Source organism: Streptomyces sp. NBC_01298 (assembly GCF_035978755.1).
GTDB lineage: Bacteria > Actinomycetota > Actinomycetes > Streptomycetales > Streptomycetaceae > Streptomyces.
On the sequence record NZ_CP108414.1, the window covers coordinates 1,275,413 to 1,292,418 of the forward strand.

The following is a 17,006-nucleotide window of genomic DNA, read 5'->3' on the forward strand; positions in this document are numbered from 1 at the left end:
CGCGGAGGCCAGGCCCATGACCGTCACTGCACCCGTACTGCCGCCCCCACCGGGCTTGAGCCGTGGCACCGCGCTCGCACTGGCGGTCGCCGGCGCCCTCACGGTCTCGAACATCTACTTCCCGCAGCCGCTGCTCGACGCCATCGCCTCCGGCCTCGGCATCAGCGGCTCGGCGGCGGGCCTGGTCGCCACCGCGGCGCAGGTCGGCTACGCCCTCGGCATCAGCCTCGTCGTCCCCCTCGCGGACACGGCCCGGCTGCGCCGGCTCACGAGCGTGCTGCTCCTGCTGACCACGGCGGGGCTGCTGGTCGCCGCCTTCTCCCCCGACCTGGTCACGCTCACGGTGGCCACGGTCGCGCTGTCCACCACGACGGTGCTGCCGCAGGTGATCATGCCGACCGCGGCGTCGATGGCCGGGCCGGGCCGCAGCGGCAGCGCCCTGGGCCTGATCGGCATCGGACTGACGCTCGGCTCCACGCTCTCGCGCACCCTCTCCGGCGCGGTCGTGGGCCTCAGCGGCGACTGGCGCACGGCCTACCTGGTGGCGGCGGCGCTCACCGGCGGCCTGCTCCTGTTCCTGCCCAGGCTGTTGCCCGAACGGGCCCCCGGGGGCCCGGCGTTGCCCTACCGCGCCTTGATCGCCTCCATGCCGCGGCTGGTCGCGGCCCATCCCGAGCTGCGCCTGTCGGCGTACCTGGGGGCGACGGTGTTCGCCGCCTTCAGCGCGTTCTGGGCGACCCTGGCCTTCCACCTGGCCGGCCCGCCGTTCGGTCTGGGGGTCGCCTGGGCGGGCCTGTTCGGGCTGTTCAGCCTGCCGGCCGCGCTGTTGTCGTACTCTGCGGGCCGGCTCAGCGACCAGCACCGGCCGCGCTACGTCAACAACCTGGCCTTCGCGTGCGTGAGCGCCGCCTTCCTGCTCCTCGGCACGCTCGGCGACCGGTCCCTGATCGCACTGGTCGTGGGCTGCAACCTGCTGGTGTACGGCGGCAGCTGCTGGCAGATCGCCAACCAGGTCCGCGTCTTCCGGCTGGCGGCGGGAATCCGCGCCCGCCTCAACACGGTGTTCATGCTGGCCAGTTTCGCCGGCGGCTCGGTGGGCTCGTTCGCGGGGGCCGCGCTCTACCAGGCCTACGGATGGCAGGGCATGATCCTGGGCTGCGGAGGCTTCCTGGCCCTGGCCGCCCTGGGCATGGTGGCGGGACGCCGGATGGACTGACCGGACGGGCCCGGCCCGACCGGACGCGCGAAGGGGGTGGTGCGGGAGCCGGAAGCTCCCGCACCACCCCCTTCGCGTCGGTCGGGCCGCCCCTCCCGGATCCGGCCCGGCGCACACCGCCCGGCGCTTCGCCTCCCCGCGCCGCGCGCGGCGAGACGCACGCCTCTCCCCCGCGCGTCTCGCCGCGCGTCAGGCCCTGGGACCGGCTGCCCCGCGCGCCTGCGCGAGGGCTTCGGCCAGCGTCCGCCAGATGTCCGCGGCCAGGTCGATGCTGGCCGCCGCCTGGGCCTCCTCCGCGAGTTCGCGCATCCGCGCCAGGCCCTCGTCCTCCCGGCCCTCGACGATGAGGAGCCGACTGTCCAGCATGTCCAGCCGGACCCGGTCGCGGTACGTGGTCTTCGCGTCGGCGCCGCGCACCCGGTCCAGCAGCGTGCGGGCGTCGGCGAAACGCCCGCCCAGGAAGGCGATTTCCGCCTTCAGGGCCGTCACCTCGTGGCCCAGGGCGGGGATGTCCACGTAGACCAGGCTCGCCTCGGCCTGCTCGGCGTACTGCTCCGCCCGGTCCAGTTCCGGCGGCGCCTTGCGGACGTGGAGCCGGGCGGCGGCGACCCTGAGCCTGACCCACAGCAACAGGTTCTCCGCGCTGCTGAAGCGCTCCAGCGCCTGCGCCAAGAGGCCCTGGGCGCTGTCCAGGTCGCCCTGGCGGACCCGCACGGCGGCGGCGGTCCACAGCGACTCGGCCCACAGGGTGTCGGTGCGGCCCTGCGTGAGGGCGGTCAGCTCGTCGGCGTGCGCGCGGGCCTCCCCGAGCCGGCCCGCCTCGGTCTCCACGGAGACCAGCGCGAGCAGGCTGGCGGCCACGTCGGCCACCGGGAGCCCGTTCTCCCGGGCCAGCCGGTACGCCGCCGCGCCGGCCTCGCCGGCGGGGCCGATCTCGCCGCAGGCCCGCAGGCAGCGCGCCAACTGGGTCTGGCCCCGGGCGCTCAGCTCGGGCAGGCCCAGCTCGTCGCCGAGCCGGACGAGCTCCAGCAGCAGCTCCCGCTCCTTGGCGTGCTCCCCCCTGCGGCGCCGCCACTGGGCGACCAGCCACAGACCCTGCCAGCGCAGCAGCGGGTCCTGGTCCCCCTCCCCGCCCAGGGCGCTCTCGACCGCCACGGCGGTCTCGTCGGTGCCCGCGGACGCGGCGACGGCGAGGGCCCGGGCCAACGAGTTGGCGGCGGCCTCTTCGAACGCGGAGGCGGGTACGCCGAGTTGCGCGGCCAGATGCTCTACGGCCCGCGCGGTGGGCTGCCGGGCGCCGGACTCCAGCCGGGACAGATAGCCGGTGGACATGCCCTCGCCGGCAAGGGCGGCCTGCGAGAGCCCTCGCTCGGTGCGGAGCTGCTTGAGCCGGCGCCCGAACAGCGGTTGTTCCAACACGTGATCAACCCCATGGATTCGGAGGCGGTGACAGGGGTGGCAGGGCCGGACGACTTCCGTGACATGCGCGTACCCACGGAAACACTCCGCCCCAGGCGGACCAGAGGCTAGCCCGGAAGCCCACAGTTGGGCAAATTCTTGCCCAAAGCGCGCGAGCGCCAAACAGGGATCTCGAACTTCTGGCACTACAGGCCTTGCCAATTGGTTGGCAATACCTTGCCAAAGTGCTGGGACCTGCACTAGCTTTCTCGGCAACGCGGTGGTCACGACGATTCCGCGGATCTCGCCTTCCCATCTCGCTCAGGAGTTCCAGTGCGTTCCTTCCTCCGTGCCACCCGTGTCCGCGTCGCAGCGGGCGCCATCGCCTTCGTCGCCCTGTTCGCCGTCGTCGGTGCGTCCGGAAGCCCCGCCGGGGACATCGGCTGGCCGGTTCCGCCGAAGGGCGCCACGGTCGCCGGGGACATCGGCTGGCCCTCGCCGGTGGCTCCCGCCACCGCCGCCCGCACCGACATCGGCTGGCCGGTCAAGGGCGCGTAACGCCGACGGCGCCCGGCCGGCACCCCGGCCCCTCCTTCTCCACCCCCACACAGAGAGTGATCGACCCGGCGGCTTCGACTCGCCCCCGGCCCGCCCGGTCAAGACCGCCGTAATCGTGGACGGGTACTCGACCGGCACGCTCCTCCCCCCGGCCTCCCCCCGGCCTTCGCCCGTCTCGGCCTCGACGTGGTGCACGTGTACAGCTCCGCGGAACCGATGGCGACGATGCTCCCGCCGGATCCGGACGCCTACCGGGACCAGTTCCACTGCCCCGACGAGGCCGCCTTCGAAGCAACGGTCTCGGCGCTCGCGGAGCTCGGCCCGGTGGCCGTCCTGGCGGGCCAGGAGCCCGGCGTGCCCCTCGCCGACGCGCTCAGCGAGGCCCTGCGCCGCGCCGGGGTGAGGTGCGCCGACCAGTTCAAGAGCGGCGATCCGCAGGCCGTCGCCGACTGGGCCGAGCGTTCGGCCGGGTACCCCGTAATCGTCAAGCCGCTCAGCTCGGCCTCCACCGACCGCGTCTACCGGTGCCACGACGCCGCCGAGGTCCTGACGGCCGCCCGCGCGGTGCTCGGCTCCACCGACATCTTCGAGCGCGGGAACACCGAAGCCCTGGCGCAGTCCTTCCTGGAGGGCACCGAGTACATCGTGGACACGGTCAGCGTGGCGGGCGAGCGGTACGTGTGCGGGGTGTGGAAGTACGAGAAGGAAATCCTGCCGAACGGCAAGAACATCTACGACCTCGACGTCCTGCTCGCCCCGGACGCCGCACCGGTGCCCGCGCTGATCGCCTACGTCGACACGGTGCTGGAAGCCCTCGGCATCCAGCACGGCCCTGGCCTACGCACGGCCCGAGGAGTTCGCCCGCCGGTACGCCGGCCAGGTCTACTCTCCCCGCACCGCGGCCGCCGTCCACAGCACCCGCACCACCTTCGGCGGACTGGTCGCATCGGTGGACCAGGAGGCGGTGGACCGGATCGAGGCCCTGCCGGGCGTCCACCTCGTGGGCGTCAAACTCGGTCCGGGCAAGCGCCTGACCCCGACCGCCGACCTGCTGACCAGCCCGCTGCGCATCTTCATGACGGCCGACGACATGGAGCGGATCCGCACGGACCGGGACACCATCCAGACCCCACGACCGAACGCCCGTTGGGCATCGGCGGGGCCCGACCAGTCCCCGGCGGACGGTCCGCGGTGGTACGCGATGGTCCAGAACCGGCCGACCCGCGCACCGAACCCGGCCGCCGTTCGCCTGGTGTACGCGCCGCCGTCACGCCAGGCTCTCTCACCGGAACCCCGGACCCGCTGTGCTGGGGCACTCAGCCACCCCTCGACCACGGAGGTCGTTCGCGCCATGGACCAACTCAATCGTCGGCGTTTCCTGCAGCTCGCGGGCGGAACCACCGCCCTGACGATGCTGGGCGAGAGCATCGCCCGTGCCGCCGCGATCCCCGCACAGGGGACCACCGGCTCCATCGCGGACGTCGAGCACATCGTCGTGCTCATGCAGGAGAACCGTTCCTTCGACCACTACTTCGGTGCGCTGCGCGGTGTCCGCGGCTTCGGCGACCCGCGCCCGGTGACCCTGCCCAGCGGCAAGTCCGTCTGGCACCAGTCCGACGGCACGAAGGAGACGCTGCCCTTCCGGCCGCCGTCCGAGGACCTGGGCATGGAATTCCTCCAGGGCCTCAACCACGACTGGGCGGGCGGCCAGAGCGCCTTCAACAAGGGCAGGTACGACAACTGGGTCCCCGCCAAGACGGCCACCACGATGGCCCACCTGACCCGCCAGGACATCCCCTTCCACTACGCCCTCGCGGACGCGTTCACCATCTGCGACGCCTACCACTGCTCGTTCATCGGCTCCACCGACCCCAACCGCTACTACCTCTGGTCGGGCCACACCGGCAACGACGGCAAGGGCGGCGGCCCGGTCCTCAACAACGCCGAAGCCGGGTACGGCTGGACCACCTACCCGGAACGACTGGAGGCGGCCGGAGTCTCCTGGAAGGTCTACCAGGACATCGGCGACGGCCTCGACGCCGCCGGCTCCTGGGGCTGGATCGACGATGCCTACCGCGGGAACTACGGCGACAACTCGCTGCTGTACTTCAACACCTACCGGGACGCCCAACCCGGCAGCGCCCTGCACGAGAAGGCCCGTACGGGCACCAACGCGGCCGCCGGCGAAGGCTACTTCGACAAGCTGCGCGCGGACGTCGTCGGCGGCACCCTCCCGCAGATCTCCTGGATAGCCGCTCCCGAAGCCTTCAGCGAGCACTCCAACTGGCCCTCCAACTACGGCGCCTGGTACATCTCCCAGGTCCTGGACGCGCTCACCGCCGACCCCGATGTGTGGGCGAAGACGGCCCTCTTCATCACCTACGACGAGAACGACGGCTTCTTCGACCACGTCGTCCCGCCGTACGCCCCCGCCAGCGCGGCCCAGGGCCTGTCGACCACGCCCACCGCCCTGGACGTCTTCCCCGGCAAGGCTGGTTACGTGGCCGGACCCTACGGCCTGGGCCCGCGCGTGCCGATGCTCGTCGTCTCCCCCTGGAGCACCGGCGGCTACGCCTGCTCCGAGACCTTCGACCACACCTCGGTCATCCGCTTCATGGAGCAGCGCTTCGGCGTCCACGAGCCCAACATCTCGCCCTGGCGCCGCGCCGTCTGCGGCGACCTCACCTCCGCCTTCGACTTCGCCCGCAAGGACACCGCCCAGGCCCCGCTGCCCGACACCGACGGCTGGTACCCGCCGGACCGCGAGCGCCACCCCGACTTCCGGGCCACCCCGCCGTCCCAAGGGGTCATGCCGCGCCAGGAGAAGGGCCCGCGCCGCACGCGCGCGCTCAAGTACGCCCCGTACGTGGACGGCTCCGCGCTCGTCTCCGAGGGCAAGTTCCGGCTGACCTTCAGCGGCGGCCCGGAGCTGGGCGCGCAGTTCTACGTCACCTCCGGCAACCGCACCGACGCGCCCTGGACCTACACCACCGAGGCCGGCAAGTCGATCGCGGACACCTGGAACACCGCCTACTCGGCCGGGTCCACCGACCTAACCGTGCACGGCCCGAACGGCTTCCTGCGCGCCTTCCGCAACCCCGGCACCACCCCCGGCCCCGAGGTCACCGCCCGCCATGACGCCGCGACGGGGAACCTGGACCTCGCCTTGACCAACGCCGGCGCCACCACCGTCACCCTGACGCTCACCAACGCCTACGGCGGCGGCCCGAAGCGCCTCAAGGTCCCCAAGGGCGCCACCGTCAGGCACACGGTCTCCCTGAAGAACACCCGTCGCTGGTACGACGTGACCGTCACCGCGTCCGGCACCCCGGGCTTCCTGCGCCGCTTCGCCGGCACGGTGGAAACCGGCCGCACGGGCCTGTCCGACCCGGCGATCCTGACGGAACGCTCCTCCTGACGGCACCAGCCCCGCGAATGCCCGTGAGATACCCGTGACGTGCCCGCGGAGTCGCCCTTTCGGGTGGCTCCGCGGGCACGTCGCCCGTCAGCCGTCAGCCGTCAGCCGTCAGCCGTCAGCCGTCAGCCGTCGAACCGCTGACGGGAGGCCTCGATGTGGCCGAGGTACCGGTGGGTCCAGTCGCACAGTCCGGCGATCGTCACCCGCAGGTCCCGGCCCGGGTCGGTGAGGGCGTACTCGACGCGCGGCGGCACGACGGGGTGGACCGTGCGCTCGATCAAGCCGTAGCGCTCGAGCATGCGCAGGTTCTGGGTGAGCATCTTGTGGCTGATGCCCTCGATCTCGCCCCGCACCTCGGTGAAGCGCAGGGTGCGCTCCCCCAGCGCCTCGATGATCAGGAGCGCCCATTTGTTGGCGACGTCCGAGAAGATCTCCCGCGCCAGGGAGTCCACGCGCCTGAGGTCGGCGTCCTCGGGCGAGCCGCTGTAGCTGGTCTTCATCGCCGGCCAGGTCGCCTGGGGCCCCGACGGCATCACCGTCGGCAAGGACGACCTCGCCGCTCAGGTCGAGCGGTGCTACGTCAACATCGCCACCGCCCTGGCGGCGGTCGGCGCCTCCTTCGACGACGTGGCGAAACTGACCGTCTACGTCGTCGACTGGACCCCCGCCAAGATGCCCCTGCTCATGGAGGGCATCATCCGGGCGGCCGCGGCCCTGGGGAGCGCCCCGGTCCCACCGGCCAGCCTGCTGGGCGTCGCGGCACTGGACGTACCCGAGCACCTGGTCGAGATCGAAGCCACGGCGGTCATCGGCTGAACACCGCGACCCGTCCGCCGCCAACCGCCAGGTTGACCGCCGCGAGCCGGACGGGCTGATGAAATGCCTTCGACGGCAAAGGGCGGCGGGTCGCGGGCGGAGGAGGCACGTGTCGGAACAGGGCGGACCGGGCGGTCCGGAGGCGCGGCTGCGCTCCATGGAGGAGGCCCTGGAGCAGATCGGAACCTCCCCCGACGAGCGGCAGACATGCCGGGAACTGGCCGGATTCCTGCTCCGCACCCTGTCCGACGCCGCGGCGGTGGACCTGATCCGCCCCGGCGCCCGTACCGAGCGCGTGGCCGTGGCCGGCGCGACGGCCCTCCTGGACGGTTCCGCCGCCGACGGCGCGCCGCTGGTCCGGGCCCTGGACCGGGACCATCCCCTGGAAACGTGGACCGCCGGAACCGGGGCCGCCCGCACCTACGCCGCCTCGGTCCCCCTGATGGCCCGGGGCGAGCTGTACGGCAGGATCCTGACCGTCCGCGCGCGGGCGCACTACGGGGACCACGAGCTGGCGACCCTGCACTTCGCCGCGCGCCTGACCGCCATCCACCTCGGTCACGCCCGGCGCCTCGCGGCGACCGAGAGGACCGCACTGGACCTGCAACGCGCCCTGGTCGCGGAACCCGGCCGGCCCCACCCCAACCTGGAGATCGCCAGCCGCTACCTGCCCGTCGGGGCCCGCGCGCTGGTCGGCGGCGACTGGTTCGAGACGATCCGCCTGCACTTCGGCCGTACCCTCCTCGCCGTCGGGGACGTGATGGGGCACGGCCTGGAGGCCGCGGTCGACATGAACGCGTACCGCTCCGTGCTGCGCGAGGTCGCCTCCACCGACCTCGCCCCGCACCGGGTGCTGCGCCAACTCGACTCCCTGTCCGCGTCGGACGACACCCGCAGGCCCGCGACCTGCCTGCTCGTCCGCATCGACCCGGCCCGGGGCATGGCCCTCTACGCCAGCGCGGGGCACCTGCCGCCCGCCCTCTTCACCGGCGACGGCACGGGCGAACTCCTGGATGTCCCGGTCGGCCCGCCCCTGGGCACCGGCGCCGGCGGCTACGAGGCCCTGGCCCGGCCGTTCACGGCCGACCAGACCCTGCTCCTGTACACGGACGGCCTGGTGGAACGGCGCAGCGAGGACATCGACACCTCCCTGGCCCGGCTAGCGGCCCTGCGCCTGGCCTCCTGGACGCCCCTCCCGGAGGTGGTCGACGCGGTCTGCGCCGGCCTGGACGCTCAACACGCCGAGGACGACGTAGCCGTACTGGCCGCACGCCTGCGCCATCGACCCGCCTAGCCTGTCGGATCTTGCCTCAGCGGCGCCTCCGCACCGTCATCAGAATCTGGCTCAGCACGGCCGCCGCAGCACGGCGGCGGGCCGGGCTCGAAGACCACACGGCCGGGAGGACCACGCCGGCGAACAGCGCCGTGAACATCAGGGCCGGCAGCACGATCGTGGGTGAGGTAAGCCAGCGCACGCGGGTTCCTTCCTCTCGGACGGCCGCACGTTGCGGCCGGTTCGAGTCTGAGACCACGGCGCCCTCGTGGGACCGGCCGCTGAAGAAGACCGAAGAGGCTGACATAGGCGCAGGTCACGACATACGCTGACGGCGGTTTTCCTGAAAACCGCGGAACCGGGGGGTGCCGGATGGGGGATTCGACGGGCGCCGTGGCGGACTTCTGCGCCACGCTCCGCCGAATGGTGCGCGGTTGTGGTGTGTCGCAGACGGAGCTCGCGCGGGTACTGAACCGGAGCGACTCGGCGGTCTCCATGCTCCTGAACGGTCAGCGCGCCAAAGCACCCCAACCGGACGAGATCCTGCCGATCGTGCACCACTGCCGCAGCAGGGCGGGCGCCCATCCCCCGCCCGGCCTCATCCTGGACACGGCGTGGTGGCGCGCACGCCTCGCCGAACTGCAGGAGACGACAGAGGGGCACCGGCGCCGGCAGCCGAGGCATGCCCAGGAGCAGTTACCCATCGAGCTGCCCGAGGCCGTCCCGTTCGACTTCGAATCCGCCTTCGCGGTCTTGGCTGGCCGACGTGACGGTTTCGAGAGCATGGAAGCGGACATCCTGGAACCACTCAGCCTGCTCGGTGCACGACCCGGCGCACTGCTGCGGCTCTTCGAGGGGTTCGGGGTCCGGGTCCGTGCCTGCAACGGCATCGCAAGGACGGCGCTGCTGTGCGCGGCGGACATCGTCCTCCTGGTGAGCGCCTTCTGCGACGCGGTCGGGCGCCTCGGGGCCGAACGCGACCCCGAGGCGATGGCACAGGCAGACCTGCGGACCCAAGTACTCGAAGAGCTGGGACGGGTGGCGCTCGGCTCCACCCGCGTCCGGTACCCCTCCGAGCTTCGTGCCGAGATCGCGGCGGCCTACACGGCCTGCGCCGACCTCATGGCCTTCGGCGGTTTCAGTGGGGCGTCCCACGAGGAACTCGCACATCTGGCCCTGCGCCGCTACGAGACCTTGCACGCCTCGGTCACATGGGACTGCCCGGAGCTGCGCCTCACCTCCGAGACGTACGATCCCGACGAGGAGGCGGAGGGGCAGCAGGTGACAGCGGATCGGGTCGGCCTCATGGAACTGGGGCTGCTCCTGTCGGAGTTCACACCAACCGCTCCGCCCACCGCCCGCCAACGGGAACTGCTCCGGGCCCCGATCTCCGCCGCCGACGGGTCGGGGCCGGTGATCCCCTCCCTGGCGGCCGGCTATGTGAACCCGGCCTTCCGCGTGGCCGGACACCCGGCCGACTGGCAGCTGGCCGTCGATACCTGGTGGGAAGGCCGACCCCTCAGAGAGGACATCGCGGGATTCCTCGCCGCACACCTCCTCAGCCACCAGGCCACGCAGACACCCCTATTGGTCCTCGGCCACCCGGGTTCGGGCAAGTCACTGCTCATGAAGCTCGTGGCGGCCCGCTTGCCGCAATCGGAGTTCGCCTGTCTGCACGTCGAGCTCCGGCACGTTCGCGCCGAGCTCGACCTTCAGGAACAACTCGAAGGGGCCCTGTTCAGGTCGACAGGGCAGCGGGCCCCCTGGCCGGACGCGATGCCCTCCGGGCTCGCCCTCCGAGTCGTCCTGCTGGACGGACTGGACGAGCTGATCCAGGCGGGCGCGGACAGGCTCGACATGAGCAGCCAATGGCGCTACTTGAAGCGCATCGAGCAACTCCAGCAGCGCGAATACGAGCTGGGCCGGCCGGTCGTCTTCATCGTGACGAGCCGAACCGTGGTAGCCGATCAGGTACTGACCCCCACAGCCTCCACCGTCCTGCGCATCGAACCCTTCGACGACGCCCGCATCGTCTGCTGGCTGGAGGTCTGGCAGGCAACGAACCGGAGGTACTTCGCCGCGCACGACCTACAGCCACTCACGTGGGACGTCGTGCGCCCGTACCGGGAACTCGCACGCCATTCTCTGCTCCTGCTCATGCTCGCGCTGTACGACGCGACCGGCAATCCGTTGCGAGGACTGGGCGGCCGGGACATCCGCCGCGTCGATCTGTACGAGCGGCTCCTGAAGGAGTTCGTCCGGCGCCAAGTCGTCAAACACGACGGCCCTCTGCCTCCTTCCGCCGAGACGGAGGCGGTCAAGACCGAGCTCCGGCGTCTGGGGGTGATCGCCATCGGAATGTTCAACCGCCGCAAACAGAGCCTGAGCGCGGACGAGGCGGACAGCGACCTCGGCGGTCTGCTCGGAGAAGCCGGCTCCGCCCTGCTGTTCGGCCGGTTCTTCTTCGTGCACGAGGCACAGGCGCTGGTCTCGGAGGAACGCCTTCGCTCATACGAGTTCCTGCACGCAACCTTCGGTGAGTACCTGGTCGCCCGGCTGGTCTGCGACGAGCTGGAACGGACACGTGCGGCGGCTGAACCGGACGTGGCGGCGGTGTGCCACGACGCGGTTCTGAGATCCCTCCTGTCGTTCGTCCCGCTCAGCGACCGCGCTCAGGTCCTCGACAATCTGCGCGAGCTGGCCGGACCGGCGGGACCTCGTCGGCACAGCGGCCTGGCAGGACTCCTGCGGACCCTGTTCCACAAGGACGACCGGACCGGTGACGGGCCGGCTGACCTCGCCTACCGCCCAGCCGATCGCAGGCGCACCGAGAGGGACGCGGTCTACGAGGCGAATCTCCTCCTGCTCGCTCTCGTCGTCGAAGACGGAGTCCGGGCCTCGGAGTTCCTGGTCGTCACGGATCCCGTCGACCGGTGGTGGCGCTGCGCGCAGTTCTGGCGTTCCCAGTTGAGCGAGGCGTCCTGGGAGTCGTTCGCCCGTTCCGTGTCCGTGGACACGACGGCCACCACCGGGGCCGCCGGAACGGACACGGGAGACCTGCGGCTCTCCCTTCGAGGGACCACCGGGCTCGCGGACGACGTGCCTTTGATCCTGCGCAGCACGGTGATCGGGCCGGCCGCGTTCCACGATGCGCGAGGGGTGGACGCCGGTGATCTCACCAGGCGGCTGTCCCCCCTCGTCGACACGGACGTGCAGCACGTACTCCACGCTCTGGCTCCTCTCCTGCGGAGCTTGCCGAGCACCCTGAACACCTACCGGGTCGACAAGGAGCAACGGCCCGTGTCGGCTGCGCATGCCCTCATGGGTCTCCTGTGCGGGAAACCGGGGCAGCCGCTCGCCGCACACTATGCGGACGTCCTGGAAGTACTGCGTCACCTGCCCGAGCCCGAGCGCCCGCCCGTCGCGGGTCTCCTCGTGCGGCACCTGGTCCACGACGCCGACCGGCTGCCCGACGACATCGTTCGGCCCCTCCTCGTAGAGGTGATCCGGTCAGGCGCAGGCGACGACGCTCCTCTGTGGGGAGGCCTCTGGCCCGTGCTCGAGGAGTACGTGCTCCGCATGTCGGCCGTGCCGGCCACGAAGAACCCGAAGCAGGAGGAAGCCGAGCGCAAGGCACTGGTCGGCCATCTCCGCGGTTACGGGGCGCTGTTCCACGGACCGCGGGAACGCCTGGAGCAGATCCTGAGGGAGGCGGGGAGCACCCCGATCTGGGCGGTGGGGGCATGGGGGCCGGGGAACGCGGCGCTGGAGCACGGGCGGGCGCTGTTCGAGGCGCTGCCCTCGGACCAGCAGGAGCCGAGGCTGCTCATCGGGCTGCTACGGCTGGCTCACGAACTGGGTCAACAGGACTGGCTCTCCACGCATACCGAGCCCCTCCTGCTGGCGCTACGGCCGGCGGACGTTCTGCGCATGCGCGCCAGCGACGCCGACGTTCTGCTCCCCTTCGTACAGGACGCCGGGCTGCTGGGGTCGTTCGAGAGGATTCGGGAAATCTGGCGTGGTCCCGCCGCGGGCGGCAGGGCGGTCCTGGACTAGCCGACTCCCCGGAGGTTGTGGCTTCCGCCCCCGGTTCGTTCCCAAAAAACTCAGAGGCCGTATCGGATTTCTCCGATACGGCCTCTGAACTGCGACTTCGAAAAGTCGGGACGACAGGATTTGAACCTGCGACCCCTTGACCCCCAGTCAAGTGCGCTACCAAGCTGCGCCACGTCCCGATGTGCTTCTGATCTGGGGTTTCCCCCGTCTCGGCGGCACATGCAGAACATTACCCCACACCGAGGGGTGTCCATGCACCGGTTATCGGCGAGAGGGGGATGCGGCGAGGATGGAAGGGTGAACGCACGGGATCGGGACGATGAGGGGCGGGCGCGGAACGCCCGTCCCCGGGACGGGCTGGGGCGGCCGCTGCCCTACGGGGCCCAAGGCGTGGAGCGGCAGCCCGAGGGAGTGGTGCGCTCGCCCGGGGAGACGGTGGCGCAGGCGCAGCGGCTGCTGGACGCCGGGATGCCCTTCCACGCGCACGAGGTGTTCGAGGACGCCTGGAAGTCGGGGCCCGGGGCCGAAGCGCCGCTGTGGCGGGCGCTGGCGCAGCTGGCGGTCGGGCTGACGCACTCCGCGCGCGGGAACGCGGTCGGCGGGGCCCGGCTGCTGCGCCGCGGAGCGGATGCGCTGGCCCTGGCCGGGCGGGAGACGGCCAGGGACTCGGCCGCAGCCGGGGCCGGGACAGTGCCCGGGACCCCTTACGGGATGGACCTCCCCGGGTTGGCCGGCTGGGCCCGGGAGCTGGCGGGGCGGGTGGAGGCCGGAGCGGTCGTCGACGCCGCCGCCGAGGCTCCGCACCTCACGGGCGACCCCGGCCCGGTCTGACCCCGGAGCGAGTCCGGGGCGAGGCCGGCGGACGGCGCGGCCCGGCCCGGCCCGGTCGGCGCGGCGGGGCCCGGCCCGTGCGGCGGCCCGGGCCCGTGCCCGCGCGGTCGGGGTCTCGGGCTGCTGCGGTGGTGTCCGGGTCCGCGCCCGACGGGGCTACGCCGGCTGGAGGAGGTCCCAGCGGTTGCCGTAGAGGTCCTGGAAGACGGCGACCGAGCCGTACGGCTCGTGGCGCGGCTCCTCCAGGAAGCGGACGCCCTCCGCGGTCATCCGGGCGTGGTCGGCGGCGAAGTCGTCGGTGTACAGGAAGAAGCCGACCCGGCCGCCCGTCTGGTCGCCGACGCGGGAGCGCTGGGCGTCGTCCTTGGCGCGGGCCAGCAGCAGGGCCGACTCCTTGGCGCCCGGCGGGCGCACCACGACCCAGCGGGAGCCGTCCGGGCGCGCGGTGTCCTCGGCGAGGTCGAAGCCGAGCGCGCGGGTGTAGAAGTCGATGGCCTCGTCGTAGTCGTGGACCACGAGGGCGGTGAGGGCGAGGTGGGAGGACATGCCCTCATTGTGCTCCGAGGAGGACCACTTCCAGGGTGCGGGGCCCGTGCACGCCCTCCACCCGGTCCAGCTCGATGTCGCTGGTGGCGGAGGGTCCCGAGATCCAGGTCAGGGCGCGGGTGGGGTCCAGCAGCGGCAGCGCGCGGGGGACCGAGTCGACCACCTGGCCGGGGACGCGGACCACGCAGATGTGGTGGTCGGGGACGAGGGTGATCCGCCGCCGTCCCTGCTCGGGCCCGCCGTCGAGGACGATCGTGCCGGTCTCGGCGATCGCCAGGGCGCAGCCGGTCACCACGCTGTCGACCGCGTCCAGTTGGTACGGGGTGGAGTCCGCCCGGTCGTGGATCAGGGTCGGGTCGGCGGCCGCCAGCCAGTACGGGGGCAGCCCGGGCGGTACCAGGACCGAGGCCGCGCCCCGCTCGGCCAGGAGGCGGGCCAGCAGCGCGGCGATGCCGTCCTCGCCGACCCGGTGCACCTTCGCCCGGTACTCCGTGAGGTTCGCCGCGAGCAGGTCGACGGTCTCGGCCGGGGTGCGGGCTCCGTGCACCGGGAGGTAGTCCCGGGGGATCGCGGTGTCCGGGCGCGGCTCGGGCAGGGCCCGGCGGATGCGGGCCAGGATCTGCTCCCTGGCGCTCATGGGCGTGCCTCCTTCTCGCGCGCCGCCCACCAGTCTCGGAACGGGCGCTCGGGGAGCTCCGGCAGCTCCCGGCTGTCGGTCCAGGCCCGCCCCGGCCCCGGCAGCCGGCGCGGTCGCAGCCGTCGGGCCCGGGCCAGCAGCCGCTCCCCCGCGCGCAGCGCGCCCGGGCGGTCGAGGAGGATCCGGGCGGCCCGCATGGCGGCCCGTTCGGCGGTGTGGCCGTCGGCGGGGCGCAGGCGCACGCGGATCCCCTCGCGGGTCACCGGGCCGCCCTGGGCGATGCGTTCGCGCAGGTGGAGCAGTACCTCGGGGATGTCGATGGCGACCGGACAGACCTCGTAGCAGGCCCCGCACAGGGTGGAGGCGTAGGGCAGGGTGGCGTCGATCTCGCTTCCGGTGCCCCGGAGCTGGGGGCTGAGGATGGCGCCGATCGGGCCGGGGTAGACGGAGCCGTAGGCGTGGCCGCCGGCGCGCTCGTACACCGGGCAGACGTTGAGGCAGGCCGAGCAGCGGATGCAGCGCAGGGCCTGACGGCCCACCTCGTCGGCGAGGGTGTCGGTGCGGCCGTTGTCGAGGAGGACGAGGTGGAAGGCGGAGGGGCCGTCGCCGTCGACGACCCCGGTCCACATGGTCGTGTACGGGTTCATCCGCTCGGCCGTCGAGGAGCGGGGCAGGGTCTGGAGGAAGATCTCCAGGTCGCGGAAGGTGGGGACCACCTTCTCGATCCCGACCACGGAGATCAGCGTCTCGGGAAGGGTCAGGCACATCCTGCCGTTGCCCTCGGACTCCAGCACGACCATCGTGCCGGTCTCGGCGACCATGAAGTTGGCTCCGGACACGGCGACTTTGGCGCGCAGGAACTTCTCGCGCAGGTGCAGCCGGGCGGCCTCGGCGAGTTCGCGCGGGTCGTCGCCCAGCCCCTCGGGGGCCGGACGGCCCCAGCCGCCCATCTCCGCGGCGAAGATCTCGCGGATCTCGCCGCGGTTGCGGTGGATGGCCGGGACCAGGATGTGGGAGGGCCGGTCGTGGCCGAGCTGGACGATGAGCTCGGCGAGGTCGGTCTCGTACGCGGCGATCCCGGCCGCCTCCAGGGCCTCGTTCAGGCCGATCTCCTGGGTGGCCATGGACTTGACCTTGACCACTTCCGTCTCCCCGGTGGCCCGGACCAGGTCCGTCACGACGCGGTTGGCCTCCTCCGCGTCGGCCGCCCAGTGGACGGTGCCGCCCGCGGCGGTGACGGCGGCCTCCAGCTGGAGCAGGTACCGGTCCAGGTGCGCCAGCGTGTGGTCCTTGACTGCCTTGCCGGCCGCGCGCAGCCGGTCCCAGTCCTCCAGTTCGGCGACGGCCCGGGCCCGCTTGTCGCGGATGGTGTGCGTGGCGTGGCGCAGGTTGGCCCGCAGCACCTCGTCCCGTACGGCTTCGCGGGCCGCGTCGGGGAAGGCCGGCATGCCGAGGTACGTGCCCGTCATACGAGTCCTCCGAGCCCTTGGACGGGCTCCTCTTCCGTCGCGGCCAGGATCTCGGCGAGGTGCAGGGCCCGCAGCGGGGCGCCCCGGCGCCGCAGGATGCCGTCGAGGTGGGCGAGGCAGGAGTTGTCGGCCCCGCAGAGCACCTCGGCGCCCGTGGAGAGGGCGTGGGCGGTCTTGTCGGTGCCCATGGCCGCCGATACGTCCGGGTTCTTGACGGCGAAGGTCCCGCCGAAGCCGCAGCACTCCTCGGCGCCGGGCAGTTCGCGCAGTTCCAGACCGCGTACGGCCTCCAGCAGCCGGCGGGGCCGGTCGCCGAGGCCCAGAGTCCGCAGGCCGTGGCAGGACGGGTGGTAGGTGACGGTGTGCGGGAAGTGGGCGCCGACGTCGGTCACGCCGAGGACGTCGACCAGGAACTCGGTGAGCTCGTACACGCGCGGTACGAGGTCCTCGGCCAGCGCGGCCAGCCCCGGTCCCCGGCCCTCGGCCTCGGCCGCGCGCCCGATCCGGGGGTAGTGGGCGCGGACCATGGCGGCGCAGGAACCGGACGGGGTGACCACGTACTCGTACCCCGCGAAGGCCTCGGCGGTACGCCGGACCAGTGGTTCCGCCTCGCGCCGGTAGCCGGTGTTGTACTGCGGCTGCCCGCAGCAGCTCTGCGCGGCGGGGAAGTCCACGGTGACCCCGAGCCGCTCCAGGAGGCGGACCACGGCGATGCCCGTGCGCGGGTAGAGCGCGTCGTTGACGCAGGTGACGAACAGGGCGGCGCGCATGACGGGCAGAATAGCCCG

14 protein-coding genes, 1 tRNA gene and 1 pseudogene are annotated in these 17,006 nt (G+C 72.4%); 7 read left to right on the forward strand and 9 right to left on the reverse strand.

What is annotated here, in order from left to right; translation table 11 throughout:
* Positions 1-16 precede the first annotated feature (16 nt).
* A complete protein-coding gene (locus OG730_RS05840; protein WP_327303180.1) occupies positions 17-1,216 on the forward strand; it encodes an MFS transporter in 1,200 nt (399 codons plus the stop codon).
* Positions 1,217-1,405: 189 nt separating this feature from the next.
* Here the strand turns inward: OG730_RS05840 and OG730_RS05845 are convergent, their stop codons facing one another.
* Positions 1,406-2,635 carry a helix-turn-helix domain-containing protein gene (locus tag OG730_RS05845; RefSeq protein ID WP_327303181.1) on the reverse strand — a complete coding sequence of 410 codons (1,230 nt, stop codon included), beginning with the start codon at positions 2,633-2,635 and terminating at the stop codon, positions 1,406-1,408.
* Positions 2,636-2,947: 312 nt separating this feature from the next.
* Here OG730_RS05845 and OG730_RS05850 point away from each other — a divergent pair, with 312 nt between their 5' ends.
* Complete coding sequence (locus OG730_RS05850; protein WP_327303182.1) at positions 2,948-3,172, forward strand: hypothetical protein; 225 nt, start codon at positions 2,948-2,950, stop codon at positions 3,170-3,172.
* A 518-nt stretch (positions 3,173-3,690) separates the two neighbouring features.
* Here OG730_RS05850 and OG730_RS05855 read toward each other — a convergent pair.
* Positions 3,691-3,903: a hypothetical protein gene (locus OG730_RS05855; RefSeq protein WP_327303183.1), complete on the reverse strand. Its 213-nt coding sequence runs from the start codon at positions 3,901-3,903 to the stop codon at positions 3,691-3,693.
* A 620-nt stretch (positions 3,904-4,523) separates the two neighbouring features.
* On the opposite strand from OG730_RS05855, the gene OG730_RS05860 reads away from it, so the two are divergent.
* Entirely contained in the window at positions 4,524-6,590 is a 2,067-nt protein-coding gene (locus OG730_RS05860; protein ID WP_327309159.1) for a phosphocholine-specific phospholipase C, read from the forward strand.
* Between the two features lie 122 nt (positions 6,591-6,712).
* Here the strand turns inward: OG730_RS05860 and OG730_RS05865 are convergent, their stop codons facing one another.
* A complete protein-coding gene (locus tag OG730_RS05865) occupies positions 6,713-7,090 on the reverse strand; it encodes a winged helix-turn-helix transcriptional regulator (protein WP_327303184.1) in 378 nt (125 codons plus the stop codon).
* Here OG730_RS05865 and OG730_RS05870 point away from each other — a divergent pair.
* Together OG730_RS05870 and OG730_RS05875 are read left to right on the forward strand one after the other, a co-directional pair.
* Positions 7,080-7,406 (forward strand): annotated as a pseudogene (locus OG730_RS05870) (RidA family protein); the annotation flags it as partial. The gene OG730_RS05865 and the pseudogene OG730_RS05870 overlap by 11 nt on opposite strands.
* A 109-nt stretch (positions 7,407-7,515) precedes the next feature.
* Positions 7,516-8,700, forward strand: a complete 1,185-nt coding sequence (locus OG730_RS05875; protein ID WP_327303185.1) for a PP2C family protein-serine/threonine phosphatase — start codon at positions 7,516-7,518, stop codon at positions 8,698-8,700.
* Between the two features lie 16 nt (positions 8,701-8,716).
* On the opposite strand, the gene OG730_RS05880 is transcribed toward OG730_RS05875, so the two are convergent.
* The gene (locus tag OG730_RS05880; protein ID WP_327303186.1) at positions 8,717-8,881 is read right to left on the reverse strand and encodes a hypothetical protein; all 165 of its coding nucleotides are present in this window, start codon (positions 8,879-8,881) and stop codon (positions 8,717-8,719) included.
* Between the two features lie 239 nt (positions 8,882-9,120).
* Between OG730_RS05880 and OG730_RS05885 the strand changes: the two genes are divergently transcribed.
* Entirely contained in the window at positions 9,121-12,735 is a 3,615-nt protein-coding gene (locus OG730_RS05885) for an NACHT domain-containing protein (RefSeq protein ID WP_327303187.1), read from the forward strand.
* Between the two features lie 105 nt (positions 12,736-12,840).
* Here the strand turns inward: OG730_RS05885 and OG730_RS05890 are convergent.
* A tRNA-Pro gene (locus OG730_RS05890) sits at positions 12,841-12,914 on the reverse strand.
* Positions 12,915-13,032: 118 nt separating this feature from the next.
* On the opposite strand from OG730_RS05890, the gene OG730_RS05895 reads away from it, so the two are divergent.
* Complete coding sequence (locus OG730_RS05895; RefSeq protein ID WP_327303188.1) at positions 13,033-13,566, forward strand: DUF309 domain-containing protein; 534 nt, start codon at positions 13,033-13,035, stop codon at positions 13,564-13,566.
* A 156-nt stretch (positions 13,567-13,722) separates the two neighbouring features.
* Here OG730_RS05895 and OG730_RS05900 read toward each other — a convergent pair whose 3' ends face one another.
* From OG730_RS05900 to OG730_RS05915, 4 genes are read right to left on the reverse strand one after another with little or no spacing between them, the layout of a single operon-like run.
* Complete coding sequence (locus OG730_RS05900; RefSeq protein ID WP_327303189.1) at positions 13,723-14,112, reverse strand: VOC family protein; 390 nt, start codon at positions 14,110-14,112, stop codon at positions 13,723-13,725.
* 4 nt (positions 14,113-14,116) lie between these two features.
* On the reverse strand, positions 14,117-14,749 hold the full coding sequence (locus OG730_RS05905; RefSeq protein ID WP_327303190.1) for a LutC/YkgG family protein: 633 nt from the start codon (positions 14,747-14,749) through the stop codon (positions 14,117-14,119).
* The gene (locus OG730_RS05910) at positions 14,746-16,218 is read right to left on the reverse strand and encodes a lactate utilization protein B (protein WP_327303191.1); all 1,473 of its coding nucleotides are present in this window, start codon (positions 16,216-16,218) and stop codon (positions 14,746-14,748) included. Before OG730_RS05910 ends, OG730_RS05905 begins: the two co-directional genes overlap by 4 nt.
* A complete protein-coding gene (locus OG730_RS05915) occupies positions 16,215-16,988 on the reverse strand; it encodes a (Fe-S)-binding protein (RefSeq protein ID WP_327303192.1) in 774 nt (257 codons plus the stop codon). Before OG730_RS05915 ends, OG730_RS05910 begins: the two co-directional genes overlap by 4 nt.
* Positions 16,989-17,006: the final 18 nt, after the last annotated feature.